Source organism: Nocardia sp. NPDC056564 (genome assembly GCF_042793755.1).
Taxonomy (GTDB): Bacteria; Actinomycetota; Actinomycetes; order Mycobacteriales; family Mycobacteriaceae; genus Nocardia.
On record NZ_JBHTUR010000033.1, the window covers coordinates 26,041 to 50,350 of the forward strand.

General features: G+C 65.8%; 26 protein-coding genes and 2 pseudogenes. 12 read left to right on the forward strand and 16 right to left on the reverse strand.

The annotated features are described in order from the left end of the window. Window positions 1-46: 46 nt before the first annotated feature. Window positions 47-391 carry a hypothetical protein gene (locus tag ACFQ9K_RS43365; RefSeq protein WP_378721704.1) on the reverse strand — a complete coding sequence of 115 codons (345 nt, stop codon included), beginning with the start codon at window positions 389-391 and terminating at the stop codon, window positions 47-49. Between the two features lie 387 nt (window positions 392-778). On the opposite strand from ACFQ9K_RS43365, the gene ACFQ9K_RS43370 reads away from it, so the two are divergent. After that, window positions 779-1,813 (forward strand): protein kinase family protein, encoded by a 1,035-nt coding sequence (locus ACFQ9K_RS43370; protein WP_378721703.1) that lies wholly within the window; start codon window positions 779-781, stop codon window positions 1,811-1,813. 187 nt (window positions 1,814-2,000) lie between these two features. Here the strand turns inward: ACFQ9K_RS43370 and ACFQ9K_RS43375 are convergent, their stop codons facing one another. The 3 genes from ACFQ9K_RS43375 to ACFQ9K_RS43385 are packed head-to-tail and all read right to left on the reverse strand — an operon-like array spanning window position 2,001 to window position 3,371. Continuing rightward, window positions 2,001-2,390 carry a VOC family protein gene (locus tag ACFQ9K_RS43375; protein ID WP_378721702.1) on the reverse strand — a complete coding sequence of 130 codons (390 nt, stop codon included), beginning with the start codon at window positions 2,388-2,390 and terminating at the stop codon, window positions 2,001-2,003. A gap of 34 nt (window positions 2,391-2,424) precedes the next feature. Continuing rightward, entirely contained in the window at window positions 2,425-2,931 is a 507-nt protein-coding gene (locus ACFQ9K_RS43380; RefSeq protein ID WP_378721701.1) for a GNAT family N-acetyltransferase, read from the reverse strand. Between the two features lie 26 nt (window positions 2,932-2,957). Then, a complete protein-coding gene (locus ACFQ9K_RS43385; protein ID WP_378721699.1) occupies window positions 2,958-3,371 on the reverse strand; it encodes a VOC family protein in 414 nt (137 codons plus the stop codon). 167 nt (window positions 3,372-3,538) lie between these two features. On the opposite strand from ACFQ9K_RS43385, the gene ACFQ9K_RS43390 reads away from it, so the two are divergent. Beyond that, a complete protein-coding gene (locus ACFQ9K_RS43390) occupies window positions 3,539-4,117 on the forward strand; it encodes a TetR/AcrR family transcriptional regulator (RefSeq protein WP_378721698.1) in 579 nt (192 codons plus the stop codon). 166 nt (window positions 4,118-4,283) lie between these two features. Here the strand turns inward: ACFQ9K_RS43390 and ACFQ9K_RS43395 are convergent, their stop codons facing one another. Then, window positions 4,284-4,718 (reverse strand): hypothetical protein, encoded by a 435-nt coding sequence (locus ACFQ9K_RS43395; protein ID WP_357093226.1) that lies wholly within the window; start codon window positions 4,716-4,718, stop codon window positions 4,284-4,286. 49 nt (window positions 4,719-4,767) lie between these two features. On the opposite strand from ACFQ9K_RS43395, the gene ACFQ9K_RS43400 reads away from it, so the two are divergent. Beyond that, complete coding sequence (locus ACFQ9K_RS43400) at window positions 4,768-5,613, forward strand: helix-turn-helix domain-containing protein (RefSeq protein WP_378721696.1); 846 nt, start codon at window positions 4,768-4,770, stop codon at window positions 5,611-5,613. 366 nt (window positions 5,614-5,979) lie between these two features. After that, entirely contained in the window at window positions 5,980-6,684 is a 705-nt protein-coding gene (locus ACFQ9K_RS43405; protein WP_378721695.1) for a C1 family peptidase, read from the forward strand. Between the two features lie 362 nt (window positions 6,685-7,046). On the opposite strand, the gene ACFQ9K_RS43410 is transcribed toward ACFQ9K_RS43405, so the two are convergent. The 3 genes from ACFQ9K_RS43410 to ACFQ9K_RS43420 form a co-directional block, all read right to left on the reverse strand. Then, window positions 7,047-7,418 carry a hypothetical protein gene (locus ACFQ9K_RS43410; protein ID WP_378984496.1) on the reverse strand — a complete coding sequence of 124 codons (372 nt, stop codon included), beginning with the start codon at window positions 7,416-7,418 and terminating at the stop codon, window positions 7,047-7,049. A 645-nt stretch (window positions 7,419-8,063) separates the two neighbouring features. Then, a complete protein-coding gene (locus ACFQ9K_RS43415) occupies window positions 8,064-8,831 on the reverse strand; it encodes a 14-3-3 family protein (RefSeq protein WP_378721691.1) in 768 nt (255 codons plus the stop codon). A 481-nt stretch (window positions 8,832-9,312) separates the two neighbouring features. After that, window positions 9,313-9,939 carry a cysteine hydrolase family protein gene (locus ACFQ9K_RS43420; protein ID WP_378721690.1) on the reverse strand — a complete coding sequence of 209 codons (627 nt, stop codon included), beginning with the start codon at window positions 9,937-9,939 and terminating at the stop codon, window positions 9,313-9,315. 400 nt (window positions 9,940-10,339) lie between these two features. Here ACFQ9K_RS43420 and ACFQ9K_RS43425 point away from each other — a divergent pair, with 400 nt between their 5' ends. Next, window positions 10,340-11,506 carry an IS110 family transposase gene (locus tag ACFQ9K_RS43425; RefSeq protein WP_378721688.1) on the forward strand — a complete coding sequence of 389 codons (1,167 nt, stop codon included), beginning with the start codon at window positions 10,340-10,342 and terminating at the stop codon, window positions 11,504-11,506. 246 nt (window positions 11,507-11,752) lie between these two features. Here the strand turns inward: ACFQ9K_RS43425 and ACFQ9K_RS43430 are convergent, their stop codons facing one another. Then, on the reverse strand, window positions 11,753-12,070 hold the full coding sequence (locus ACFQ9K_RS43430) for a chitin binding peritrophin-A domain-containing protein (RefSeq protein ID WP_378721687.1): 318 nt from the start codon (window positions 12,068-12,070) through the stop codon (window positions 11,753-11,755). Window positions 12,071-12,355: 285 nt separating this feature from the next. Here ACFQ9K_RS43430 and ACFQ9K_RS43435 point away from each other — a divergent pair, with 285 nt between their 5' ends. The 5 genes and pseudogenes from ACFQ9K_RS43435 (at window position 12,356) to ACFQ9K_RS43455 (ending at window position 16,746) form a co-directional block, all read left to right on the forward strand. Continuing rightward, window positions 12,356-12,790, forward strand: a complete 435-nt coding sequence (locus tag ACFQ9K_RS43435; protein ID WP_378721686.1) for a hypothetical protein — start codon at window positions 12,356-12,358, stop codon at window positions 12,788-12,790. Between the two features lie 451 nt (window positions 12,791-13,241). Beyond that, window positions 13,242-13,610 (forward strand): annotated as a pseudogene (locus tag ACFQ9K_RS43440) (transposase); the annotation flags it as partial. 238 nt (window positions 13,611-13,848) lie between these two features. Beyond that, the gene (locus tag ACFQ9K_RS43445; protein WP_378721717.1) at window positions 13,849-14,415 is read left to right on the forward strand and encodes a hypothetical protein; all 567 of its coding nucleotides are present in this window, start codon (window positions 13,849-13,851) and stop codon (window positions 14,413-14,415) included. 232 nt (window positions 14,416-14,647) lie between these two features. Next, window positions 14,648-15,658 carry a 1-phosphofructokinase family hexose kinase gene (locus ACFQ9K_RS43450; protein ID WP_378721685.1) on the forward strand — a complete coding sequence of 337 codons (1,011 nt, stop codon included), beginning with the start codon at window positions 14,648-14,650 and terminating at the stop codon, window positions 15,656-15,658. 98 nt (window positions 15,659-15,756) lie between these two features. Further along, window positions 15,757-16,746 carry an Acg family FMN-binding oxidoreductase gene (locus tag ACFQ9K_RS43455; protein ID WP_378721684.1) on the forward strand — a complete coding sequence of 330 codons (990 nt, stop codon included), beginning with the start codon at window positions 15,757-15,759 and terminating at the stop codon, window positions 16,744-16,746. A 171-nt stretch (window positions 16,747-16,917) separates the two neighbouring features. On the opposite strand, the gene ACFQ9K_RS43460 is transcribed toward ACFQ9K_RS43455, so the two are convergent. The 7 genes and pseudogenes from ACFQ9K_RS43460 to ACFQ9K_RS43490 all read right to left on the reverse strand — a co-directional run bounded on the left by ACFQ9K_RS43460 (window position 16,918) and on the right by ACFQ9K_RS43490 (window position 21,970). Next, window positions 16,918-17,835, reverse strand: a complete 918-nt coding sequence (locus ACFQ9K_RS43460; protein WP_378724241.1) for a DUF302 domain-containing protein — start codon at window positions 17,833-17,835, stop codon at window positions 16,918-16,920. After that, a complete protein-coding gene (locus tag ACFQ9K_RS43465) occupies window positions 17,832-18,113 on the reverse strand; it encodes a hypothetical protein (RefSeq protein ID WP_378724239.1) in 282 nt (93 codons plus the stop codon). Before ACFQ9K_RS43465 ends, ACFQ9K_RS43460 begins: the two co-directional genes overlap by 4 nt. A gap of 167 nt (window positions 18,114-18,280) precedes the next feature. After that, a pseudogene (locus ACFQ9K_RS43470) lies at window positions 18,281-18,484 on the reverse strand (putative PEP-binding protein); the annotation flags it as partial. A 25-nt stretch (window positions 18,485-18,509) separates the two neighbouring features. Beyond that, complete coding sequence (locus tag ACFQ9K_RS43475) at window positions 18,510-18,605, reverse strand: hypothetical protein (RefSeq protein ID WP_378724237.1); 96 nt, start codon at window positions 18,603-18,605, stop codon at window positions 18,510-18,512. A 158-nt stretch (window positions 18,606-18,763) separates the two neighbouring features. Then, window positions 18,764-19,318, reverse strand: a complete 555-nt coding sequence (locus ACFQ9K_RS43480; protein WP_378724235.1) for a flavodoxin domain-containing protein — start codon at window positions 19,316-19,318, stop codon at window positions 18,764-18,766. 159 nt (window positions 19,319-19,477) lie between these two features. Next, the gene (locus ACFQ9K_RS43485) at window positions 19,478-21,253 is read right to left on the reverse strand and encodes a GAF domain-containing protein (RefSeq protein WP_378724233.1); all 1,776 of its coding nucleotides are present in this window, start codon (window positions 21,251-21,253) and stop codon (window positions 19,478-19,480) included. Between the two features lie 69 nt (window positions 21,254-21,322). Next, window positions 21,323-21,970 carry a response regulator gene (locus tag ACFQ9K_RS43490; protein ID WP_378724231.1) on the reverse strand — a complete coding sequence of 216 codons (648 nt, stop codon included), beginning with the start codon at window positions 21,968-21,970 and terminating at the stop codon, window positions 21,323-21,325. A gap of 489 nt (window positions 21,971-22,459) precedes the next feature. On the opposite strand from ACFQ9K_RS43490, the gene ACFQ9K_RS43495 reads away from it, so the two are divergent. Next, entirely contained in the window at window positions 22,460-23,287 is an 828-nt protein-coding gene (locus ACFQ9K_RS43495) for an NAD(P)H nitroreductase (RefSeq protein ID WP_378724227.1), read from the forward strand. Window positions 23,288-23,601: 314 nt separating this feature from the next. After that, on the forward strand, window positions 23,602-24,306 hold the full coding sequence (locus ACFQ9K_RS43500) for a sigma 54 modulation/S30EA ribosomal C-terminal domain-containing protein (protein WP_378724225.1): 705 nt from the start codon (window positions 23,602-23,604) through the stop codon (window positions 24,304-24,306). The last annotated feature ends 4 nt before the right edge of the window (window positions 24,307-24,310 follow it).

Sequence of the window (24,310 nt, forward strand, 5' to 3'; positions counted from 1 at the left end):
GTTCATCTGCGGCCTGGAAATGGCGGCCTCAGCTCTGCCTTTACGACTACCTGGAGTCGTCCGACTGGTCTTTGAGATAGCAACGCCGGCCGACAAGGTCGCCTGTGTCGACGTACACCTCGCCGCAGATGAAAGCCCCCTCCTTGGAAGAGTTGAGGACATCGGTGATCGTGATGTTGCCGGATTTGGATCCAGCATCCGGCGCTCCGCCCTGCGCGACACAGTGGTGCCCGTACAACAATCCACCACTCGGGTCAGGCCGGTAGACCAGCTGGCATTTGTAACCGGGATTTTCCGCAGCGCTCGTGACGGGAGCGACACTGAGATACAAAGAACCTACGGCGGCGGCCGACAACAGCGCGGCAGCGGTACGTGTGCAAACACGTTTCATGCGTATCCCTTTCTGAAGGATCGACCAGCGGCGTCGAGCCCAGCCGGGCCACCGCCTCTTGACTATTCGATGGATCGAGTCATTCGGATGGGAAGTATCGGCCCGAAAAATCTACCGCCGAGGACCGTGGATACTCGGACCCTGGGCAGCGCGTCGCGATCGGCCTGGAAACACGCCCCACATTGCTCCGCACACCCGATTCCATCCCCTATCAGCGGTCAAACGCGAACGTACGCTCGTCGGCAGGAGCGGATACTTCGACGGTACCGAGATGCCCCGAGGCCGTTGATCTTCCGTTGGTCCCGCCGGCCGCTGCTATCCGCGTGGGATGCGGCAAGAGCGTGTGTCAGTTCAGCGTGCACCGTTGCTGAGCGCTACTACAGTCTGATGTCCATGCCCTCCCCACTGTCCGAAACGCGGCTTGCCGCATATGGTTCCGTCTCTACGACCCTGGCTTTGCTCAGCGATCGCGCGCTGCAGCAGGCGCTGGACGCTGCGGAGCTGGTCGGATCGGGTATCGGCGGGAAGTCGGTGTTGTTGGAGGTCGTCGGGAGGCAGGTGTTCGTCAAGCGCATACCGCTGACGGACTTGGAACTGCGGCCCGAGAACGTCCATTCCACGGCCAATCTCTTCGAGCTGCCAATGTTTTGCCACTACGGCATCGGCGGCCCGGCGTTCGGAGCGTGGCGCGAACTCGCCGCGCATGTCATGACCACCAACTGGGCGCTCGCGGGCGAGTTCGCGGGCTTCCCGCTGATGTACCACTGGCGAGTCCTGCCGGATACGACGCCGCTGCCCGAGGAGCTGGCCGATGTCGATCGGGTCGTCGACTATTGGGGAGGCAGGGCACAGGTCCGGCGGCGCCTCGAGGAGCAGCGCTCATCGTCGGCGAGCATTGCGCTGTTCCTGGAATACATCCCGCAGAACCTGTTCGACTGGCTCGGTGAGCAGCTTCGGGCCGACAATGCCGCGGCCGACCGCGCGTTGACCATGGTGGATCAGGATTTAGCGGCAGGTATCGCGTTCATGAACGCCAACGGCCTGCTGCATTTCGACGCTCACTTCCAGAACCTGCTCACCGACGGCGAGCGCCTCTACTTCGCCGACTATGGACTCGCGATCTCGTCCCGCTTCGAGCTGGCGGAAAACGAACTCGCCTTCTTCGAGCGGCACCGTAACTACGACCGCTGCTACGCCGCCATGTACACGGGGCAATGGCTGGTGACCGAGCTCTTCGGTCCCGGCCGCGATCAGCGCGAGTCCTATCTGCGTGCGTACGCGTCAGGTCAGGCGGCCTCCGGGATCCCGCAGACCGCCACCGCGATCCTCACTCGCGACGCGCCCGTCGCCGTCGCGATGACGGACTTCTTCAATCTGCTTCGCTACGAGACAAGGCAGGCGCCGTACCCCGCAGAGCTCTGATCCGGTCGGTCCATCGACTCCAAGGGTACCGACCGCCTGAATCCGCAAGCATGAGCAGACGTCCCGAGACGCAGCCGATCTCACCCGTCGGCCGAGCGCTATGCGGCATGTGCGGATGTGTCCGTTTGTTTGGCGGGGTGATGAACGAAGAGGCGGATTTGGCGGGATCCTTCGTCGGGTCGACGGTTCAGGTGGCGGAGCTGATGCAGAAGGGTTGGCCGGAAGGATCGAGCAGCACAGTCCACCGGTCGCCGCCAGGCTGGAACTGTGGCTTGCTCGCGCCGAGTTCGAGCAGTCGGGCCTCTCCGGCGCGGATGTCGGGGAAGGTCAGGTCCAGGTGGAAGGGCAGTTCGTCGGCGGGCCAGTTCGGCGGGGTGAACTGCTTGGCGGTGTAGAACACGTAGACCACGTTCCCGGCCGGGACGAGGAACGCGACCGAGGTGCCGGTGTCGTCGGGGAACTCCTGAGCGATGTGGCTGCCGAGTGCGGCGGCGTAGAACTCGGCCAGCGCGCGCCCGTCTGACGCCCAGATGGCGTAGGAGGCCACTGTCGCGACCGGATGCGCGGTGGTGCTCATGGGGTGTATTCCTTTCGTGGGGTGTGTCATTCGTTCAGGCAGGTGTTCGCAGGTCTTTGACCAAGATGATGTAGTCCCCGGCGGTGCGGTGCAGGCTCCAGCCGTCGCGGCGGTAGAGCTGTTGGGCGGCAACGTTGTTGGTCTCCACTCCCAAACTCAGGCCGGTGATCCCGGCGGCGCGTGCGCGGGTGGCGAGTTCGGCGAGCAGGGCCGCACCGAGACGGCGGCGCCGGAACGCGGGAGCCACAGCGATGGTGATTTCCGGGATCGCCTCGCCGACGAATGCCGGTGAGGCAGTGGTGGCGTCGAACAGTCGCGCCCACGCCGCCCCGGCCCGCGCACCGTGCTCGTCCAGGGCTACGACTCCGATATCGGACTCGCGTCCCCATCCGGCGACGTAGCGGTAGGTGTGCTCATCGCCGGGAAGGGTGTCGCGGGTCAGTGTGTTTCCCGAGGCGTTCGCCGCTTCCAGGAGCATCAGTTCCAGGAAGGGCTGATCGTGGGCGCCGGCGGGGCGGAAGGTGAAGATCGGGGCGGACATCGGCGGCTTCCCTATCGAGGTCGGGGTCAGACGGTGAAATCGCCGACCAGGTCGCTGTTCTGGCGTGAGGCGGCGTCGTTGATGCCGATGATGTAGCCGTCGGGGTCGGCGAAGTAGAACTCGCGAGTGCCGGTGTGATCGGCCGAGGGGCCGCGCACGATCTCGGTGACCGCGCCGACGGTGTCGAGCATGCCCTGGAAGTCTTCGACTTCTAGGTAGAGGATGCCAGTGAACCCGATGGGCTGGCCCTTCAGCGGCGGCAGCCAGTTCTCGAGCTGGGCGTTGCGGTAGATCATCCCGCAGAAGGTGTCGTTGAACAGGACCATGTGGATGTCGTTGTCCTCGGTCGCCGTGCGCGAGTCCACGGTGAAGCCGAGCTTCTCGTAGAACGCCTTGCTCACGACGGGGTCCTTCACTCCGAGACAGGGTGCGAACGGCATGTTCCTGCTCCTTCTGATCGATGACTGAGTGTTTGCTACGACTTGATAAGTACATTTGTACCTTAAACTCAGGTGAGTTCATACCCTTCAGTGACGCACGTCGCATTAGGTACATATGTACCCTGAAGATGGTTTGAACAGCGATAACAGCTCTATGGGAGGCATGAATGGCCGTCGAGGCCACTGATTCGGGCAAGCCCACGCGCCGACGCAGATTCGATCCGAACCGGCGTGAACGCATCGCCCACGCCGCGATCAGGGTGATCGGCGAGCGCGGAGTCGAAGGGCTGACCCACCGCGCGGTCGCCGAAGCCGCGGACGTCCCGATCGCCGGAACCACCTACCACTACAAAGACAAAGAAGACCTCCTGGCCGCCGCCCTGGAGATCTGCGTCGCGGACTACGCCGCGATGATGGCCGAGATCCCAGGGGCGAACCCGGACCTGCGGATCGAGGACCTCATCGACCGGACCGCAGACGCGCTCATCGACTGCTTCACCAGCAACCGCACGATCACCACCGTGCAACTGGAGCTGTACGTCGCCGCGATCCGCCGACCCGGGCTGCGGCCGATCGCGGACCGCTTCACCGAGACCACCCGCGCCCTCTACTCCCGTTACACCGACCCCGAGACCGCAGCCCTGCTCGCCGATTCCGCCCAAGGCATCACGCTGCGCGGGATGGCCGCCACCACACCCCCCACCCGACAACAGATCCACCGACTACTCACGCGATGCCTGCCCTGACAGCCGGTGCCCTCGCTGTAATCGGCATGACCGGACGTGCGGTGTGGATCCAGCCGAAGTCGCCGAGACTAAGGGCACTGAGCGGCTGGCGAGACGGGTCGAACCCGACTCGGTTGGCCTCCTGGAGCAGGACGGTTGTCAGGAACAGCGGGCCAGCGAAAGCACCTCAGCGGGCGATCCTGTGCATCGTCGAGGTGTAGCCGCCGCCGGGAAAGGTCCACTGGCCGACCGCGGTGTTCTCGTCGACGAAGGTGCCCTTGTAGTAGGACGAAGAACCGGGCTCGCCGCCCCAGATGGTCAGGACGTCTTCGTCCATTTCGTATACGTAGTCGAGTGTGTTGCCCCGGGTGTCGTATGCGCGCGAGCGGACCTCGGGGCTCGGCGGCTCACCGAAGGGCTGGAGGTGGCCGATGACCTCGAGTGCCTTCACATCGCTGCCGAACAAGTGCATGTCGACATGTTGAAGGAGGAAGAAGCCGCCTTCCATCCACTCGTACTTGACGGTGCCGGTGCTGTCGCCGGAGAGCTGCCAGGTGCCGATCAGACGGCCCAGCGACTGCATGGCCGGGCTGGGTGCCGGGGCCGGACTGGTGTCGTTCATCGTGGTTTCCTCTCGTCTCGGATGATGCCTCCTACGGTAGAAAAGACGAGTGGGTGAGATATCTCAGAAATCCGCAGGCTCGCCCGACCGCAACAGGGTCTTACTGCAGGGCGGGCTGCTGGAACCGGAGATGTTCGACCGCTACTTCTCCGTTCGAGCGTTCGAGCCCGCCGCCGACCTGGCAGCGTGCGTGTCGCACTACTGGGTCATGCGGTGGCGGCTGCCCTACAACGTGACCTATCGACCGGTCGAGGTGCTCCCCACGCCGATGGTGCACGCCTTCGTCACCGCACAGGGCGCTTTCGTGCACGGGATCACCGACGGCGCCCTCAGCTATGACACGGCCGGTGTCGGCGCCATGGCCGGGATCGCGTTCAAGCCCGGCGGTTTCGCGCCGTACTGGGGCAAACCCATGAGTCAACTGCGCGTCGGTCACATCGACCTGAGCACTGTGTTCCCGGACGCCGGCACCCGTCTGCACAGCGAGCTCCTGCATGAGCCCGAGGAGCAGATTGCGGATGCTTTGGACGGACTCCTGCGCTCCAGGCCGGTCCAGCCTTCCCTCCAGCACCTACAGCTCATCGCGGACGCCGTCGATGCCATCATGCGAGAGGACGGCCCCACCACCGTGAGCGCCCTTGCCGCGGAGCTCTTCCGCAGCGAACGCAGTCTCCAGGCGACCTTCGCCGAGCATGTCGGCGTCGGCCCCAAATGGCTGCTGAAACGCCAACGTCTGCTGAAGGCGATCGGCGCGACCGCCGGAACAGCACGCCCGGATTGGGCCGACCTAGCCGCTGATACCGGCTACAGCAGCCAGACGCACCTGCTGAACGACTTCAAGCACGTCGTCGGAGTCACACCCACCGTCTATCTCCGGCACCTACGCCGACAGTAGCCACTGCGTGACTACTCCAGACAGCGCGCCACGCGGCAATATCGGATGTTCTCAGGCGCGGATCCATGCTGTCGAGTAGAGAGGCGAGGCGTCACCGGCTCAGGATCCGTATCTCTCTGTTTCACAACAGATGTCGATATACGTCGACTGCGGAAGTGTCAGATCGATCTCGATGACGCACTCGATAGGGTCCCGTCAGCAGATGGAGACGTACAGGTCGAGGGTGATTCTCAATGCAGGTGTCGATACGGGGGACCGCGTCGCGCGAACGTCGTCATGATGCTCCCGTCCGAAGTTACCGCAGCTCCGAATACATGGACGTAGCGTTAACCAATACCTGGCCTACGTCAGGAGATAGGACTTCCTGTGAGCTTTGTGCGTGCTCGAATCGCGGCGTTCACCGACACTCGCGCTTACCACAGCATCATTGTTGCGCGGACCGGCCCAGGCGCCCGATCGACTGCTGTGGCCATTTTCGCAGCTGCAATCGCCGCAGTGAGTGGCGTTCAACCCGCCTCGGCCGCGCCACCGATATCCGTCGATTGGCGCGAGGAAGGCAAGGTCGCACCAGTCCGTACACAAGGTGCCGACTGCGAGGACTCGTGGGGCTTCGCCACCGCGGCAACGCTGGAATCAGCGGTTGCCATCAAGTCCGGGAGCCTGCCGAACTATGTCTACGTGTACGACCAGGCGAAAGCCAAGAGCGGCTCCAGGACACCCAAATGTGATGCCTACCAAAAGGAGGCGCCCGCCGCCGGTACCGTCCAACGGTGGGAGCAGATCCGTCAGGGGGACGAGGCAGCGCTACAGTCCACTGTCGCCGCAGGTCCCACGCGAGCGACTATGCACCTCGGCGAGCAGGCCCAGCGGTACCGAGGCGGCATCTTCGAGGGTCCCTGTGCGGGCTCCCCTAATTCCGCGGTGGTCGTCGTCGGCTACAGCGATTCCTACTGGATCGTCCGCAACAGTTGGGGCGCAGGCTGGGGTGAGCAAGGCTATATGAGGCTCGCCCGCGGGAGTAATCTGTGCGGTATCGCCGATGACGCATCTCGGCCAGTCGTGAACGAATAAGCCGAGCGGGTCGAGACTCGCCCCCGGCGTAGTGCAACGCCGATCGCCAGACAGCAGCACGGCCAGCGATCCGCTCACGTCCTATTCGGTTCCGAGAACATGCCGGCTGGGATCGAAACACTCACAGCTGACTCACAACGAGGCACCCGACAACCGGACTCGCCATCGCAGCCTGCCGCCGGGTCGACCCAAGACATTCTCCAGCCCCGCACCGGTGCACGTATACGCAGACAACGACACATAATCGGTGCGGGCTCAGTCGATCTCACCGCGCAGCACGAGCGACCAGCGGCAAGAGCGGACGTCTGGCTGGTCCGCTCATGCCGCCCTCTCATGGCGTGGAGAAGGGTTGCGGGTCTTGGTTATTGGGTGATGGTCTGGGGTGTGCCGCCGATATCTCCACGGCCGAAGCCCATGTAGGCAGGGGCGGTGCAGGACAACCAGGTGACATACGGGCTGGAGGTGGCGGTCAGCTGGTAGCCGTCGGGTGCGGTGGCGTAGACCTTGATGACGACTCTGTCGGCCGAGACCTCGGTGTCGGCAGACCAGCCGAAGTCGGTGAACGCTGTGGATGTGGCCTCGGCGTAGTCCGGGCTGCCTGGATACTCGCGCACGTCGTACTCGGCGCTGTAGGTGTCGGTCCGCAGCGGCGGGATCAGCATGTTGACCGGGTCGGTCCAGTTGTTTTGGCGGGCTCCGCCGCTCCTGAGCTCGAGCGATGTTCCTGCGGGCAAGGCCCTGATTGTCTGTGTGAGCAGCGAGATACAGCCGTCGCGGGCCTGCTCGGCGCTTTGGGGTGTCTCCGCGCCGGCCGAGCCTGCACCGGCCACGGCCCCCAGGGATATCAAAGCCACCGCTGTGACAGCGATGGTGGTGCGTCGTGTCGGTCTGGTCATCGAGCTACCTCCGTGTCGTCGGTGGCGCGGCGCGATGGATGGGCCGCGTCCTAGCGGGTGGTTGCGTGCGATCTCCATCAGATTCACCACTACACGTAACCGTGAGTAACAGTCACTTCGGTGAAGTACTGACGCTACCGCAGCACACCAGCCCGTCAACCGATTCTGTGACTGCCGTCACGGCACGATCCGATCACGAAAAGACGCTGGTCAAGCGCCCTACCGGAGTGTCGCACTGGGCATCAGCGGATAGACCCAGGCGCTTCGGAGGGTCAATGTGAGTTAACCCGCCGCAACTCAATGGATGCGAGCGAAGGTCCCTGCCACGCAATCGATCCGAGTCAGATTTCGGGCAGCCGACCAACGGACGCCCAGCGGCACTTCAGTGCGTCTCACCGCGGCGTCGGCCGAGCGCTCAGCGGCTACTTGCGTTTCTCGCGTTGGTCTCTACGACTGTTGTATTCGATCCGATAACCGATGTAGCTAGTCCTTGGCGGCCCGATATTCCTGAGACTCTTCAGCGCCGGGCCCGTCCTGCCAGAGGGCGATATTGTCCCGGAGCAACTGCATGATGAGGGTCGAATCGCGGTAGTGCTCTTCCGACATCGAGTCCATGGCGGCGACCGCGGCGTCGAAGGCGGTCGTGGCGATCTGGGTGGCTTGCACGCTGTCACCGAGCGTGTCGTAGCGGAAGACGGCAGAGTTCAACGCGACCCCGAGCTTGAAAGGATGCGTCGCTGCGAGTGTCTGCGCGGCTTCGGCCGCGTCGGCATAACAGCCGGATGCGTTCGCAGAAGCGGTCTCTCGGTCCTGACCCGTGAGCACCTCTGCTGTGTATCGCCAGCAGTCCGCCTTCATTCTCAGGAAGAATGCCTCGGACTCGGCAGAACGGTTCTCCGCGATGCTCGAGACATAGGTGTCGATCATCTCCACCGTCTCGGCGCACAGACTGACTATCTCGCCGGCGATCAAGTCGGCCTTCTCCACCACTATCGCGAGCAACTCCTCCGCCGCGGAGCTGTACTTGTACTTCTCGGCGCCAAGCCGCCGCCAGCCGATCCTGCGGGCACCGATCCGTCGGTGTGCGGCGTCGAAGAACAGGCTGCGCAGACTGGCCTCTAACGGCACCTTCTCCGCATAGGCCCACCGCACAGCATGGTCCACTTCTTTGGCCATGTCGTCATACCGTTCGGCGATGGCGCTGAGTTGCGCACGAAACAGCATTTCCTGGTAGTGCTCGTCGCTTACCATCCCAGACCCCAATCACTCTCCAGCACAATGTGATTCATTGTATCGATGATCACTTGCGCATTGGAGGAATCCAGAAGATACCGGCTTGACTGCTGTGGAACGGCTCTATCAGGACAACGCGACCGTGAAAGAGCGGTTCGTCGGGACGGGAGCAGGAACTCGCCACACCGCAGGGTCAGGTGACCTCGAATGCCGATCAAATGCCCGCTCTTCGGCATTTGCGTGCACTCGCCGGCCGAGCGTGGGGCTGGGTCCGGACGCGCGGGCCGCGGCATGAGGGTGCGTCCGGGTAGGCCCGGACGGATACGGCCAGTGGATCGTCCCCTGCCCTGCGCTGCCTGGTTCGGACAGCGCAGGGCAGCGAAACCCGAGTGCGCTGGAAAGGTTTGTCGTCCAAAAGATTCGGCCGATTGATCATCCCGCGCCCTATAGCACCGAGTGCGTTCACTCGATATCGGTGGCCGAGGCCGAGTGGCCTATTTCAAGCGATGGGCATACTCATGATTCGCTGCGTGGGACAGACAGTGGCGTAGACATCGCCGAGTGCGGTCAGCGTGCTCCGATGGAGCGCATCGTGACCGAGTACCTTTCCTTCATGGTCGTCCAGATCACGCGTTGCACAGGCGTCTTCGGCGATGATGACGTCGTAGCCGAGCGGAACAGCGTCACGCACCGTGCCATCGACCGACAGGTGCGTCGGCAAGCCCCCGACAACCAACCTCGTGATATTCAGCCGCTTCAGCTGTTTGTCCAGGTCGGTGCCTACGAACGCACTCGGAGTGGCCTTAGTGATCACCGAGTGGCGCTGGGTGATCTTCATGTCTTTGTGGAATTCGGCTCCCTTCGTGCCCTCAGCGAACACAGGAGCGCCCGAGGGGCCGAGTTGCCGAGTCCAGAACACGGGGAGGTTCTTATGATCGGCGTATTGGACAAGTCGATTGCAGTTGCTCAGCACGGTAGTGGCGTCGGGCACGGCCAGTTTGCCTGTGTAGTCGGCTCCCGCGACGTACTCGTTCTGAAGGTCGATGATCAGCACGGCAGTCGTCTTGGCGTCCAGGTGCTGCGGCTCCGAGTAACCGGACAAAGCGCGAATGGTGGCGGTACTCATGGTTGGTCCCCTCTATCGCACACGGGCAGTTGATCTTTCACGGAAAAGGTAGCAGTGCCAGCAGCTCGGTGACTGTGTTCGCGAGGTCCGGATAGGCAGCTGCCGAACGATATTCGGCGACCAGTCGTGTTGGTTGGTCCTCGCCGATCCGCCCTGAAGATCCTCAACTCGGCTAGTTAGACACTTGGTGTGAGGACCGGATCCAGGCCAGGATTTGGTCTAGGTGCCCGGTGGGGTGCTCTCAAATCGGCTGCCCACCGTTGTCATTGGTGTGGCTCGTTAATGGCTTGCCTCCCACCGGGTGCCGTGCAGGGAGTGGCTGGAAAGGGGTTTGCCCGGCTCGAACTAGCGGTGCCCTCCCGCACGGACACCACTGGTTGCCGAGTATGGGAGATGCGAGATGACTGTCATCATCGGGATGGATCCGCATAAACGTTCAGCCACCATCGAAGTCATCGATCCGAGCGGGCGGATTCTAGCCACCGGCAGATACGGCACCGACACCGCTGGTTATACGGAAATGCTCACCGCCACACAAGGATTCACCGATCGGGTGTGGGCGGTCGAGGGCTGCAACGGTATCGGCCGCCACCTCGCCCACCGCCTGGTCCATGACGGACAAACCGTGATCGACGTGCCCGCGAAACTCTCCGCCCAAGTACGGGTCTTCGCCACCGGCAATGGCCGCAAAACCGATCCGGTCGACGCACACTCGGTCGCCCTGGCCGCCCTGCACGCACCTGACCTGCGTCGAGTCACCGCGGATCCGGAATTGATCGCTTTGGGCATGCTCTCTGACCGGCGCGACGAACTCGGGCGCGCACGCACCGAAACCCTGTGCCGGATACACCGATTACTGCTCGAGTTGATCCCCGGCGGAGCCAAGAAGTTCCTCTCCTCGATGCAAGCACGGGCATTGATCGACACGATCACACCCCAGGACGCGGTCGTCAGGATTCGCCTGCGCCTGGTCGAGGAGTTGATCGAGGACCTCGAAACCATCGACCGCAAAATACGGGCCGCGGACAAGGAACTGCGCCAACTGGTGGCCGAGCGCGGTTCGACGTTGATGGAACTCAACGGCATCGGACCTTCCTCAGCGGCAAGGCTTTTGGCTGATACCGGTGATATTCGCCGGTTCCGCAACCGGGACCGTTTCGCGTCCTGGAACGGCACCGCGCCCCTGGACGCCTCCTCCGGCGAGCAACAACGCCATCGGCTCTCCCGCGCCGGCAACCGCAAAATCAACCGAGTCCTCCACATCATGGCCGTGGTCCAACTACGCCACCACACCGCCGGCCGCGTCTACTACGACGGGCGGCGAACCAGCGGGAAAACCTCGAAGGAAGCACTACGAGCCCTTAAACGACGACTGTCCAACGTCGTCTACACGCGCATGCTCACCGACCAGCAACGCAACGAATTAGCGGGCCCGGGAGGGCAAACGGGAACGACTACTGACTCCAGCGCGACCGGCCTGACCCCGCACACCGATCCTTCGGACAAGCCACAACCCGGACCCATCAAACAGATTAACCCCAAGACCACTGCTAGGGGCTTGACCTAAAGGGGAGCCAATACAGGATGTTCTGCGCGGCAGTAGATCTCGCCACGCAGAACGCCCGCCCAGCGGCATGTCCGGATGTTCTGTGGCGCGGTCGATCTCGTGCCAGCTCGCCACGAAGACACCGCGCGACGCGCCCCGGGTCGCTGCGGGCTTTCGTTGACCGATTCCTGGCAAGCCATCGAACGAGTTCAAGGCCGGCGCTGCACCCGGTCGAATCACTTACCAGGGCAGGGCGTACGGAACCGTTCAGCGAGGACGTGACGAGACGTTCCCCGGGTCGTCACAGTCACGGATGACCGGGTTGAAGACCAGGTCGCTTGGGCATTCGAACAGGTCGGGTTCGAGAGCGGCGTCGCATTCGTAGAAGATCTGAGGGTTGCTGTCGTCTGTGATCAGTTGACCGGCCTTGACACAGGATTCGGTGGGCTGGGCCGAGACGCTCGCGGCCAGAGCCAGCGGTGCTGTCACTACCGTCGCGGTCAGTGCGGCGGCAGTCAGCGATCGCATCGAAGGCCACTGCGGAATCCGGGTCACGAACGGGATCGGACCTGCTGTGCCGAACATGGGCTACCCCCTCAGAGCGATACCGACCAGACCGGATCAACATAGACGCAACCGCATACATCCCACCCGGAAATGATCGAATCCACAGAACCGGCATCATCCACATCCATCCTCTCAGGCATCACCGCACGTCTGATCGCGCACAACTCGCTTGAAAACGCACGGAACTCGGCATTTGAGTGCGTTCATCGACTGAGGGCGCGGCCTTGGGATCGCGCGCTCCGCGGCACGAGCGTGCACCGCACACCAGGCGGCGCAACCATCGGACTTGTAGGCTCTCCGGCTGTGAGCACACAGGGGGCGGGATCGGTTGCCGCAGATGGCCGGAAGAAGCGATGGGCACAGTTCAGAGGGGGCGCCGCCGTTGTCATCATCGGCCTCTACATTGTTGCCCTGACCAGGTTGGCTGTCAGTGAGGATTGGGGTGACCTGACCGCAAGTCGTCTGTTCGGCCTGACTGGTGTCGTTACTGGCCTGCTTGGCTTGATTTCACTCGGGCAGGAAATGGGCGTGGCAGTTGGTCCGCGGAGACGACGCTCGAAGAGCAGAATGGCTGTCGCGCTGCTCGTGGCCGCCCTGGCTCCGGCGGGCATCATCACGTCGATCATCCGTACAGGCACGGTTTTTACCGACCCTGTGGGGCAGCTGTTGATGCAAACGGCTGCGATTGGCACCCTGCTGATCTTCGTTACCGAGAAGCCCTCGCGAGATCGGTCGTAGCCCTCTGGTCACCTTCGTCCGAACGCCCCGGAACTCGGCTACTTTTCGTGCGTTGGTCGGACTGGCACGATCGGTGACAAATGCGTTCCGCTGCTTGAGGTTTGATCATGGTTCGGGTGTTCTGATCTTGGGTTGGTCGCTGTTCTGTTCCCGCACCTGGCCGGGGTGGCCGTTGAGGAAGTCGCAGAGTCCAGCGGAGTGGTGTGCATCCGAGCAGCCGCGCAGACAGCGACTGCGGCCTGCGCTCGCTGCGGGTATGACTCGACCAGGGTGCACAGCCGCTACGAACGCTACCTGGCCGACGCGCCGGTAGGTGGACGACGGCTCGTGCTCCGGCTTCGGGTTCGGCGCTGGTTCTGCGATCAGCCACATTGCGAGGTAAATACCTTCGTGGAGCAGATCGAGGGGGGTTACGGTACCGCACGGGCGGCGAACGCCACTACTGCGGGCGATGCTGGAAAGCATCGCGGTCGCGTTGGCAGGCCGGGCGGGTGCGCGCCTGGCCACCGCGCGGCACGTGTCGGTAAGCCGGTCTACTCTGCTGCGGCTGCTGGCGGCGTTGCCCGATCCCGTGGCGGAAACGCCGCGAGTGCTGGGGGTCGACGACTTCGCAGTGCTGCGCGGCCAGGACTACGGCACCGTGCTGATCGACTGCGAGACGGGCGCACCACTGGAGTTGTTGCCAGGCAGGGACGCTCAGACACTGGCGAATTGGCCGGCCACACACCCTGGGGTGGAGATGGTATGCCGAGACCGTTCCGGGTCGTACGCGGAGGGAGCTCGTCTCGGCGCCCCCGAGGCGATACAGGTCGCGGACAGATTTCACCTCTGGCAGAACTTGGGCAAGGCCATCGAGCGCTGCGTGGCTCGCCATCGCGACTGTCTTCACGTCACAGAGCCTGCGCCGGCCGATCGGACAATCTCTCGGCCTTCCAGCGGAGAGCCGTCGGCAGGTCCGCCCAGCGCGCGCAGGAACGCCACGCGACGGTGCACGATCTACTGGCCCAGGGACACAGCATCCGCGGGATCGCTCGCGGGCTGGGCTGGGTCAGCGCACCGTGCAGCGCTACGCTCACGCCGCCACATGGCAGGAGCTGGTCGATGGCAAATGGAAAGACCCGCGTCTCAGCAAGCTCGACCGGTTCAAACCCTATCTACAGCAACGCTGGGAATCGGGCTGCCACAACGCCTTACAACTCCACCGCGAGATCACTGCACTCGACTACTCCGGCGGCTATGGACGGGTGCGCGCCCACCTGGAACAGCGCCGCAGCAGGCCCGACCCCATCGCACCAACGCCACCGACCGCCCGAGAGGTCACAAGGTGGCTCACCTGCCACCCCGACAAGCTCACCCGGGATGACCGACCACGCTTGAAAGTAGTGCTGGATCAGTGCCCAGAACTTCGAGCCACGGCTGGGCACGTCCGTGCCCTCGGCGAAATGCTGACCATGTTGCAGGGCCGACATCTACTCGGATGGATCGCCACCGCCCATGCCGATGACCTGCCTGGCCGGACCTCCTTCGCCACCGGACTCAGATCCGACCTGAACGCCGTCACCGCCGGGCTGACCATGCACTCGAACTCCGGCCCGGTCGAGGGGCGTGTCAATCACATCAAATGATCAAGAGGCAGATGTTCGGCCGAGCTGGCCTTCCACTACTACGCAAACGAGTGCTTCTCACGGCCGCACGACGATGACATCGCAGACATGTGACGCTGCGGCAGAACACCTTTAGTCACGGAAAGTGGGCCAGAACCAACTGCTGACGGCCTGTCATTCGGGACTTTCGCCACTGTGGCAACCGGGTGTCGCCGGGGGAAGGTGAATCACCGCCCCCGGTGAGGAGTCCTCGATGCTTGTGCCGCCGCCGATTCTCACGGTTACCTTGAACCCGACCGTGGACATCAGCTTGGAAGTGGATCGGCTGAAGGACGAGGGGAAGAATCGCGCGCGGGTGCGGTCGGTGCAGGGCGGCGGTGGGGGCATCAATGTCGCCCGCTGTGTCGGTCGGCTCGGTGGTTCGGCGCTCGCGCTGCACACGTACGGCAGGGAGGTCGGGCAACGGTTGAACCGGCTGCTCGACGAAGAGGGCTTGGCCCACCAAGGCATCGAGATAGGTTCGGACACAAGGGAAGCCGTGGTCGTCGCCGAGACCTGCGTCTGGCACAGCTACCAGCTGGTGCCGCCGGGTCCGGGCCTGGCGGCGTCCGAGCGGGATCGCTGCGCCGACGCGATCGTCGCTGCCGCGCAACGCTTTCCGTACCTGGTGTTGACCGGCAGCGTGCCACCTGGGCTGCCGGCGGACTTCTGTGCCCGGATAGTGCGGCGCATCGACCCGGCCGCGACCCGCGTCGTGCTCGACATTGCCGGTGCCCAGCTGCGGGAGGTGTTGAACGTCAACTCCTTCGCCATCCGCCTCGACCGCCGCGAGGCCACCGTCCTGATCGGCAGGCCGATCGAGTGCTTCGCCGATGCCCAGGCCGCGAACGATCTGCTGATCGAGACCGGGGCCACCGGCCACGCGATCACCACGGTCGGCGCGCTGGGCGCGGTCTACTCGAATTCCGGTTTCCACCATAGGATTTCCGGCCCGATACCACCCTCGCCCGCGCGCAGCGACGCCTGTGCGGGGGACAGCCTGGTCGGTGCGTTCACCTATCGGCTGGCCACGGGTGCGGATTGTCTGCGCGCCTGCGAGTACGGCGTCGCGGCGGCCGCGGCCACCGTCCTGCGGCCGGGCACCGAGATTTTCGACCCGGCGACGGTCGACGCGCTACATCGCGCGGTCCGCACTCGCCGCGTCGACCGGCGGATTCCGGAACCAGGGGCGACCAGGCCGGTCGCGGCGGCCGAAGGTCCTTGACGCCGAGGGCCATTCGGTCCGCGTCGGTGCCCGTCCGGCTCTTCTCCGCGGCCACGCGCCGGTGAGACGGTGGAACGAAACACCACGGAGGAATCGACATGGACCACGGACTGCCCGACGACAACACCGTCAAGACAGCACTGGCGCTCGCGGTGCGGGCGCCGTCGGTGCACAATTCTCAGCCATGGCGTTGGCGGATCGGCAGCCGATCCGTGCACCTGTACCTCGATCCGGCCCGCGCGTTGCCGGCCACCGACCCCGATCAGCGGGACATGGTGGTGAGTTGCGGCGCGGCACTGCACCATCTGCGCGTCGCGTTCGCCGCCCTCGGCTGGTCGGCCGTGGTGCATCGGCTGCCCAATCCGGCGGACCCGAATCACCTGGCGTCGGTCGAACTGCTGCGGCACCGGCCCACGCCGGCCGAAGTCGCGCTGAGCGCGGCGATCTCGCACCGGCGAACCGATCGCCGGCATTTCACCTCGTGGCAGATCCCACCCGGATACCTGGGGCTGGCCGCCGAGCGCGCGACCGCCCTCGGCGCGTTGGTTCGCCAGGCCTCGGACCGGGCGCGCGACCACCTGATTGTGGCGACTCGGGCCGCCGCCGTCCGGCACGCGATGGACCCCGAGTACCGATTCGAGCTGGCGAACTGGAGCGGCAGGCACAGCACGGACGACGGCGTGCCCGCGCGTAACACCCCGAGCCCGCGCCCGGAGGACGAGCTACCCGCTCGCGCCTTCGTCGCTCCGCAACTCGACGACCCGGCGCACGAGCCGGATTTCGCGGAATTGCTGGTGCTCGGCACCTCCGCCGACGACCGGATGTCCCGGCTGCGGGCGGGCGAGGCGTTGAGCGCGGTGCTGCTCACCGCCACCAACGTGGGACTGGCCACCTGTGTGCTCACCGAACCACTCGAGCTCCCGGAACTGCGCCGCGACGTCCGCGTCGGCGTTCTGGACGACGGCGCCTACCCGCAGGCGATCATCCGCATCGGTTGGGTGCCGACCAGCGCCGAACCGCTGCCGGCCACGCCGCGCCGGGCCGTCGCGGACGTGCTCGATCCCTTCGAGCCCTCGAGCAACCGCTGACCCCCGAATCAGCGGTGCAGGACCGGCCGCCGGGTGCTTCCGATCCACCTGGCGGCCGGTGTCGGCTGCGCCTGCTCGGATTACGAATGTGGACAGTAAGAGTCGCAGATCGAGCCCGCGCACGCGTCTGCCCGGGACCGTCCGAGGTCCCGGGCAGACGCGTGGTGTGTCCTACGGGGTGGCGTCGGCGCGTTGCGCGACCGTGGCGAGCGCGGCGGCCAGACGGGCCCGCGCGGCCTGCGCGATCGGACCCAGTTCCGGCGTGCCGGTGTCGCGTAGCAGCAGCTCGGGGTCGGCGGCTTCGACGATGGTGACGTCGTCCTCGGTGCGGACCACCACGTTGCAGGGCAGCAGCTGTCCGATCTGTCGATCGATGTCGAGCGCTCGGTGCGCGAGACTCGGGTTGCAGGCGCCCAGGATGCGGTAGTCCTCCATCTCGACGCCGAGTTTTCCGTGCAGGGTGGCGCGGACATCGATCTCGGTGAGCACGCCGAATCCCTGCTCGGACAGAGCCTCTCGGACGAGCGTCACGGTCTGCGCGAACGGCGCCGAGACCCGGACGGCGAGTTCGGCGAGGGCGACCGGGACCTGGATCTCGGTGAGCAGATCGCCGGGGTCGAGCGCCTCGTCCGGTGCGACCAGGTACACCTCGGTCGGTGGCCCGGCCTGCCGGAAAGCCGAGCCGCGGATCCATTCGTCCAGGGCTCGATAGGCGTCGCCGATGCGGTGATAGTCACCGCGATGGGTGACGTGCGCGAACAGCTCCGGATCGGTGCGCCGCAGCGTCACCTCCTCGTTCGCGCCGGTGAACGGCTCCGGCACGACCGGCAGACCGAAATCGGCTTCGGTCGTGGCGCCGGGGCGGAACTCGCCGAGATAGGTGGTCGACGGCGGTCCCGCCGGGGCGAACCCGGTGGCGGCGGCCATTGCGTAGAGCGCACCCATGCCTGCGGCGATGTCGTCTCCGGCGTGGTCGATGCGCACGGTACGGCGCAGTCCGAGAACGGTCTGCGGCGTCGAGTGGGCGACCGAGACGGGGTACGGCACGGCCGGTTCCCCGGTGTCGTGGGCAGCGTGTGTCGCGGTCATGAGCGGGCAGGTGGTCCGGCCACGGACGGGAGGCTCGCCCGACGTTGCGCGAGTCGCCGCAGGCGTTCGTGCTCCAGCACGAACAGCGTGATGCTCACGAGGAACGACAGCGCGGTTGCGCTCGCGCCGATCGCGACCCACCCGGCGAAGCCGTAGCCGGCGGCCGTGAGGGTGCAGGCCAGGCCGACCACGCCACCGATGAACAGCACGATGCCGGGGATGTTGTAGGTATCGGCGAGGCTCTCGCCGGGCTTGCTGTGGTAGGTCGTGTCGCGCACGCGGATCCTCCGGTGGTTGTCGAGGGTGGGCCGCGGCCAGGGGGGACACCGCGACCCGATGAACAATCTGCCCGTGCGACGCTCCCGCCGGCAGGGCCGTTGGTCCCGGCCGGGCCGGACCAAGGTCGTCTGGTCGGCCCGGGCCGGGCGAGGCGAGCGAGGCCGGACTACGGAACGGGCGGTGCCGTTTCGTCGGCGAGTGCTCGATCGAGCAGCAGCCGTCGTTCCGCCGCGGCGACCGCGCGGCGAGCCGCAGGCACCGCGTCCGGGGTCACCGAGATCGACGTAATGCCCATGCGCACAAGGTGTTCGGTGAACTCCGGACGGTTCGACGGTGCCTGCCCGCACAGCGACGAGGTGATGCCGAGCCTGCAGGTGGGCATCGGGCTCGGTAGGTCACACCACGAGCAGGGTGAAAAGTGAAGCCCAGCAATCGATGACGGTGGAGATCAGTTTGTCGTCGCCCCGAATGTTGGTGCGGGAGATATTCATACCGGCGAACGAAGAGGGAGCCCCGTCCTGGCCGACGGCGGAGGACCGAACCGCCGAGGCAGTGTCTCAGCCGAGCTCGCGGTAGGCGCTCAGTGTGTCGGCGAGCCGCAACTCGCCGAATCCCGCCACATAGTCACTCATTTCGGCTCCGATCCCGGCTACGAGTGGATAGTGGTCGCGCCGGCCGCGGGCAGACCGAGCGATTGGGCGACCATCGTGGACCAGGTGCGAATCGCGTGCCAGTTGCGCAGGTCGCCATAACGACCGCCGCCCATCAGGCGGTAGAGCATCCTGGCCTGCCAGGACACGCCGGCTCGTTCGTAATGGCCGGCAAAAGGTCGATAGTCCCAGGGACTGACCGCTCGGCACAGTCCCGCAATCCTTTTCGGCACGGTGTTGCCGATGCGCCGGCCGATCGGCCCGCGCAGCGCCGGACCGAGCCCGACGCTGAACATCCACACGTCGGACTTGCGCAGCTCGTCGCGGTGCGTGCGGATGAAAGCCGTTGCGGCGGGCAAGAAGTCCCGGTTGTGGATCGCGCTGCCGAGGATGATTCCGTCGAAGCGGGACAGCTCGGGCGCGTGCTCGAAGTCGCTCAATTCCACGGTGGCGCCGCGCTCGGTGAGCTCCGCGCCGATGAACTCCGCGATATCGCGGGTCGATCCTTGTGCGGTCGCGTAGATGATCGCGATCCTGGTGGGTTTCGTTTCCATGTTCCCAGCCTGGCTCAGGAGCACATGCACAGGTCAGAGCCGTGATACCCGGGGTGGAGGGACCAATGGCCTCAGCCAGAGGAGCGTCGCGCCTTCCCCGGATCGGGCACCGGCGCGACCAGAGCGCCGCAGCCTGATCCCGCAGTGCGTTGCCGGTCGTCAGGTGTCGCGTGGTGGCTGGTCGGGTAGTGGCGCCGACCAGCGCAGGATGGTGCCGCCATTGGCGCCGAGTTCGACCCCGAAGCTGCCCCCTGAGCGGTCGGCGCGCGCCGCCAGGTTCGTCAGACCACTTGTGCGAGAGAGATTCTCGGGAATACCCTGGCCGTCGTCGCTGATCTCGATGGTGACGTCGTCGCGCACCGACAGATTGATCGACACCGTGGTCGCCGACGCGTGCCGGACCACATTGCTGACCGCTTCGCGCAGCACCGCCTCGACGTCCTCGGACAGCGGCGGCGCCAGCACCGAGACCGGCCCGGCCAGCCGGATCGTGGTGCGCAGGCCGGTGTCCGCGGTCATCTCGGTGATCACCGCGTGCAGCCGTTTGCGCAGGGTCGGCGCGTCCGCGGCGGTGCTGCTGTGCAGGTCGAAGATCGAGTGCCGGATCTCCTGCACGATGGACTGGATGTCCTGGATGGTCTCGGTGAGCCTGGTCTTGACCTCGGGTGCGCGGGCTCGCTGCGCCGTGCCCTGGAGCGACAGGCCGACGGCGAACAATCGCTGGATGACGTGATCGTGCAGGTCACGGGCGATGCGGTCGCGGTCGGAGAGCACGTCGAGTTCGCGCATCCGCCGCTGGGTCGCCGCCAATCGCAGGGCCAGGGCCGCCTGGTCGGAGAAGGAGGTGATCATCGCCTGCCCGGCCATGTCGAGCGCGCGCGCGTCGGCCGGACGCAGGGTGACCAGCACCCCGATGACCGTCTGTTCGGCCCGCAGCGGAAGAACCAGCGCCGCGCCGAACTCGGTGGCGTCGCCGAATCGCGGACGGAACATCAGCTTGTCGCTGACCACCACCCGGCCGGACCGGAAGGCCGTGCCCGAATGTGATCGGTCGACCGGAATGCGCTGTCCGGGAAGCTCTTCCGCGCCGACACCGGCGGCGGCGACGATCACGAGTTCGGTCACCTCGTCGTGCGGGATATCCGGATCCTCGGGCAGCGCGAGAAACGCCACGGCGGATTGCGTGAGCCGCAGGGCCCGGTCGGCGACCAGCTCGAGTACCTCGCCTGGTTCGCTGCCCGCCAGCAGTTCGGTGGCGACATCCTGGGTCGCTTCGAGCCATTGCTGGCGGGTCTGGGACTGCTCGTAGAGGCGGGCATTGGCGATCGCGGTGCCCGCGGCCGCGGCGAGCGCCTGGACGATGACCTCGTCGTCCTCGGTGAATTCCTGACCGCCCGCCTTCTCGGTGAGGTAGAGGTTGCCGAACACCTCGTCGCGGACCTTCACCGGAACACCGAGGAAGGTGTGCATCGGTGGGTGATGCTCGGGGAAGCCGACCGAGGCGGGGTGGGTCGAAAGATCGATCAGCCGAATGGGTTTCGGCTCCTCGATGAGTACGCCGAGCACGCCGTGGCCGCGCGGCAGGTCGCCGATCATGACCCGGGTGCGGTCGTCGATCCCTTCGTAGACGAATTCGGCCAGTTGCAAGCTGTCCTTGTCGGTCTCGCGGACGCCGAGCGCGCCGTATCCGGCATCGACCAGCTCGATCGCGGTGTGCACGATGGTGCGCAGCGTGTTGTCGAGGTCCAAGCCCGCCGTCACGACCAGCATCGCCTCGATCAGGCGGTCCATCTGATCGCGCACGCCGACGATCTGTGCGATCCGCTCCTGCACCTCGGCGAGCAGCTCACGCAGTCGCAGCTGAGACAACGTCTCGATCACCGGACTGTGACCGGGTTCGCCGGGCGTGCTGGCCTTGCCGTTCATGCCGGTCATCTTTCCACGGCCGGATCGCCGGGGGCACAGACCGATCGGGCGGTGCCGGCGCGGCAAGCGGGGAGCGACTCATTCCTTCGGCTGCGCGGTGTTGAGCTTGGAGGCGATGACCGCCGCCTGCGTTCGCCGCTCGACACCGAGCTTGGCCAGCAGTCGGGAAACGTAGTTCTTCACGGTCTTTTCGGCCAGGAACATGCGCCCGGCGATCTGCCGGTTGGTCAACCCCTCACCCAGCAGTTCGAGCAGGGTGCGTTCCTGATCGGTCAGACTCGCCAGCGGGCCGGTCTTCGCCTCGGTCTCCTCCCGGAGCTTCGCCATGAGTGCGGCGGCCGCGCGATTGTCGAGCAGTGAACGTCCGGCGCCTACTTCCCGGATGGCATCGATCAGTTCCAGCGTGCCGATGTCCTTGACCACGTAGCCGCTGGCACCGGCCAGGATCGCGTCGAGCATGGCCTGTTCGTCGGTGAAGGAGGTGAGGATCAGGCAACGTAGCTCAGGGTGGTGATCGAGCAGTTCCCGGCATAGTTCGATCCCGTTGCCGTCGGGTAGGCGCACGTCGAGCACCACGACGTCCGGGCGCAGCGCCGGGATGCGCGCCAGCGCCTGGGAGACGTTGCCTGCCTCACCGATTACCTCGAGATCGGTTTCGGCGTCGATCAGATCGGCGACCCCGCGTCGCACGATGTGGTGATCGTCCACCAGGAACACTTTGACCATTCGGATGCACCTCCCTGAGCGGTGAGTTCAGCCTACGAATCTTTTCTGGTCGGCGACACGGAGTTGGTCGCTGGATCGGTGACCAAAGTCCCTTGACGTAGGGACCGCGGCGCGGGATCGGCGGTGATCAGCCGATAGTCGGTGAGCAGTTGGTCACTCAGCGCGGAGTAGCCGAGGAACTCCGTCGCCGACGTCGTCCTGCTGCTCGGCGAGGGTTGCCACACAGCACCACCAGCCCGGTGTGGGTTTCCCGCAGCTCGGCGGGCGATCCGTAAACGGGCATGGGACACAGCCTTTCGCGGAGAAGTCCGATTCCGGTACTCAGGATCGCGCACCGGGCGCCGCCCCGGTCACGGCCGAAGGTCATCGCTGTCGAGGGACTTCCGGACCGTTTCCCGAAGTCCCTCGACCAGGGGACATCCTCCTCTTACCCGGACCGCCGGGTCGGTGGCAGCGTGGAACCCGACGACGAGAAGGACGGTGAAGACGATGAGCTACGGACGGCCCGACGATCACACCTTGCGGGCGGCGTTGGCGCTCGCGGTGCGGGCGCCGTCGGTTCAGAATGCGCAACCCTGGCGGTTCCGGATCAGCGATCGAGGCGTGGGCGTGTACCTCGACCCGACGCGGGTGCGACCGCCGACCGACGCGATGCGGCGGGCCGCCGTGGTGAGTTGTGGCGCCGCGCTGCATCATCTGCGGATCGCGCTCGCCGCGGCCGGCTGGTCGGCGGTGGTACGGCGCTTGCCGGAGCCGGCGGACCGGGACCATTTGGCATCCATCGAACTGGTACCGCATCGTCCCACCACGCTCGAACGGTCCTTGAGCAACGCGATTACCCGCAGGCACAGCGACACCAGGAAATTGGGCTCGCCGATCCCGTACGGCTATATCGGGTTGGCGAATGAACGTGCGACGACCCTCGGCGCGCATGTCCAGCAGTTGGCCGCCGGGACGCGCGGGCAGGTGGCCCTGGCGCTGCGGGACGTCGGGGCGGAGCCGGCCGCGGACGGCGAACCCGATTCCACCGAACTGCTGGTGCTGAGCACGCCGACCGACGACGAATCGGCCTGGCTGTCCGCGGGCGAGGCGCTCAGCGCGGTACTGCTCACCGCGACCAACGTGGATCTGGCGTCCTGCGCCCTCCTCGAACCCCTGGAGAGCCCCGAGCTGCGCGGCCGTATTCGCCGCAGCGTGCTGGAGAACCGCGGCTATCCGCAGTCCGTCATCCGGATCGGCTGGGCGCCCGCGAACGCCGGGTCGCTGCCACGCACGTCGCGCCGGATGGCCGGCGACGTCGAAACGATGCTCCGCTGAGCATTGGCCCCCACTCGGTGTCGCCCGCCGAATCGCGGAGTGTCGGGCACCGGGCCGGTTGTCGTGATGGCCTTTTCGCCCCGGATCCGAGGTCCAACGTCACCGGTTCTGGCGTCGCTGCGCGAAGGACCTTGTCGGGCACTCCGGCCCTGTACCCGAGGGACGTTGGACCCTGCCCGGCAGGTCCGTCCGATGGTGGCATTGGGGCCGCCGAAGAATGCCGGACTAGCCGAAAGCGGGGCCCGATGACAGTTTCCGAACTGAGGTCTATCCGAGCGGAAGCTCCATCGATACTGGTCACGACTTCCGGACCGGTGACCGAAGCGCAGCGTGCGCAGGCGGCGAATACCGTCGAGCGAGTCATGCGCCGGCACCACGCGCACAACGACGCGCGGGTGCGGATCAGCGCCGCGCCGTGTGCCGAGGGGCCGGTACTGGTGCAGGTGAACCTCGATTTCGGCGAGACGCCGGTCCGGGCGCAAGCGGTCGGACCGGGCGCGTTCGCGACCGCGTTCGCCGCCGAGCGGCTGGATCGGATACTCGCCGGCGTGACCGCGGGCGCGGTGCGGCCGCGTTGGCCCGATCCCTGGCGGCCGCAGTTGGCGGTGCCGACCGAGGTGCGGCCGATCGTGCGCCGCAAGGTATGCGCGATTCGGAAAGTGCCGGTGGCCGAGGCGACCGTGGCGCTGGAGGCCATGGATTACGACGCTCACCTGTTCACCGACCTGGAGACCGGAATGGACGCGGTCGTGCACCGCGCCGGCCCGTGGGGCGTCCGGCTTGCCCGGCAGCACCGTCGTGGACTGCCCGCCACCGGGGAAGCGTTGGCGCTCACCGTCAATCCGCTTCCGACCGCGTACCTTAGCGCGGCCGAGGCCGCGGATCGGTTGTGCCGCTACGGCTTACCGTTCCTGTTCTGCACCGATCCGCGCGACAACCGTGGCCGGCTGTTCTATCGCCGGTACGACGGCGACCTCGCGCTGATCGCGCCCGATGAATCCGTCGAAAGAGAAGGGTAGGCAA

Excerpts from the sequence above, each read along its gene's own strand:
- ACFQ9K_RS43365 (WP_378721704.1), bottom strand. The coding sequence starts at position 391 with ATGAAACGTGTTTGCACACGTACCGCTGCCGCGCTGTTGTCGGCCGCC.
- ACFQ9K_RS43370 (WP_378721703.1), top strand. The coding sequence starts at position 779 with ATGTCCATGCCCTCCCCACTGTCCGAAACGCGGCTTGCCGCATATGGT.
- ACFQ9K_RS43375 (WP_378721702.1), bottom strand. The coding sequence starts at position 2,390 with ATGAGCACCACCGCGCATCCGGTCGCGACAGTGGCCTCCTACGCCATC.
- ACFQ9K_RS43380 (WP_378721701.1), bottom strand. The coding sequence starts at position 2,931 with ATGTCCGCCCCGATCTTCACCTTCCGCCCCGCCGGCGCCCACGATCAG.
- ACFQ9K_RS43385 (WP_378721699.1), bottom strand. The coding sequence starts at position 3,371 with ATGCCGTTCGCACCCTGTCTCGGAGTGAAGGACCCCGTCGTGAGCAAG.
- ACFQ9K_RS43390 (WP_378721698.1), top strand. The coding sequence starts at position 3,539 with ATGGCCGTCGAGGCCACTGATTCGGGCAAGCCCACGCGCCGACGCAGA.
- ACFQ9K_RS43395 (WP_357093226.1), bottom strand. The coding sequence starts at position 4,718 with ATGAACGACACCAGTCCGGCCCCGGCACCCAGCCCGGCCATGCAGTCG.
- ACFQ9K_RS43415 (WP_378721691.1), bottom strand. The coding sequence starts at position 8,831 with ATGGTAAGCGACGAGCACTACCAGGAAATGCTGTTTCGTGCGCAACTC.
- ACFQ9K_RS43420 (WP_378721690.1), bottom strand. The coding sequence starts at position 9,939 with ATGAGTACCGCCACCATTCGCGCTTTGTCCGGTTACTCGGAGCCGCAG.
- ACFQ9K_RS43425 (WP_378721688.1), top strand. The coding sequence starts at position 10,340 with ATGACTGTCATCATCGGGATGGATCCGCATAAACGTTCAGCCACCATC.
- ACFQ9K_RS43430 (WP_378721687.1), bottom strand. The coding sequence starts at position 12,070 with ATGTTCGGCACAGCAGGTCCGATCCCGTTCGTGACCCGGATTCCGCAG.
- ACFQ9K_RS43450 (WP_378721685.1), top strand. The coding sequence starts at position 14,648 with ATGCTTGTGCCGCCGCCGATTCTCACGGTTACCTTGAACCCGACCGTG.
- ACFQ9K_RS43455 (WP_378721684.1), top strand. The coding sequence starts at position 15,757 with ATGGACCACGGACTGCCCGACGACAACACCGTCAAGACAGCACTGGCG.
- ACFQ9K_RS43460 (WP_378724241.1), bottom strand. The coding sequence starts at position 17,835 with ATGACCGCGACACACGCTGCCCACGACACCGGGGAACCGGCCGTGCCG.
- ACFQ9K_RS43475 (WP_378724237.1), bottom strand. The coding sequence starts at position 18,605 with ATGAATATCTCCCGCACCAACATTCGGGGCGACGACAAACTGATCTCC.
- ACFQ9K_RS43480 (WP_378724235.1), bottom strand. The coding sequence starts at position 19,318 with ATGGAAACGAAACCCACCAGGATCGCGATCATCTACGCGACCGCACAA.
- ACFQ9K_RS43485 (WP_378724233.1), bottom strand. The coding sequence starts at position 21,253 with ATGACCGGCATGAACGGCAAGGCCAGCACGCCCGGCGAACCCGGTCAC.
- ACFQ9K_RS43490 (WP_378724231.1), bottom strand. The coding sequence starts at position 21,970 with ATGGTCAAAGTGTTCCTGGTGGACGATCACCACATCGTGCGACGCGGG.
- ACFQ9K_RS43495 (WP_378724227.1), top strand. The coding sequence starts at position 22,460 with ATGAGCTACGGACGGCCCGACGATCACACCTTGCGGGCGGCGTTGGCG.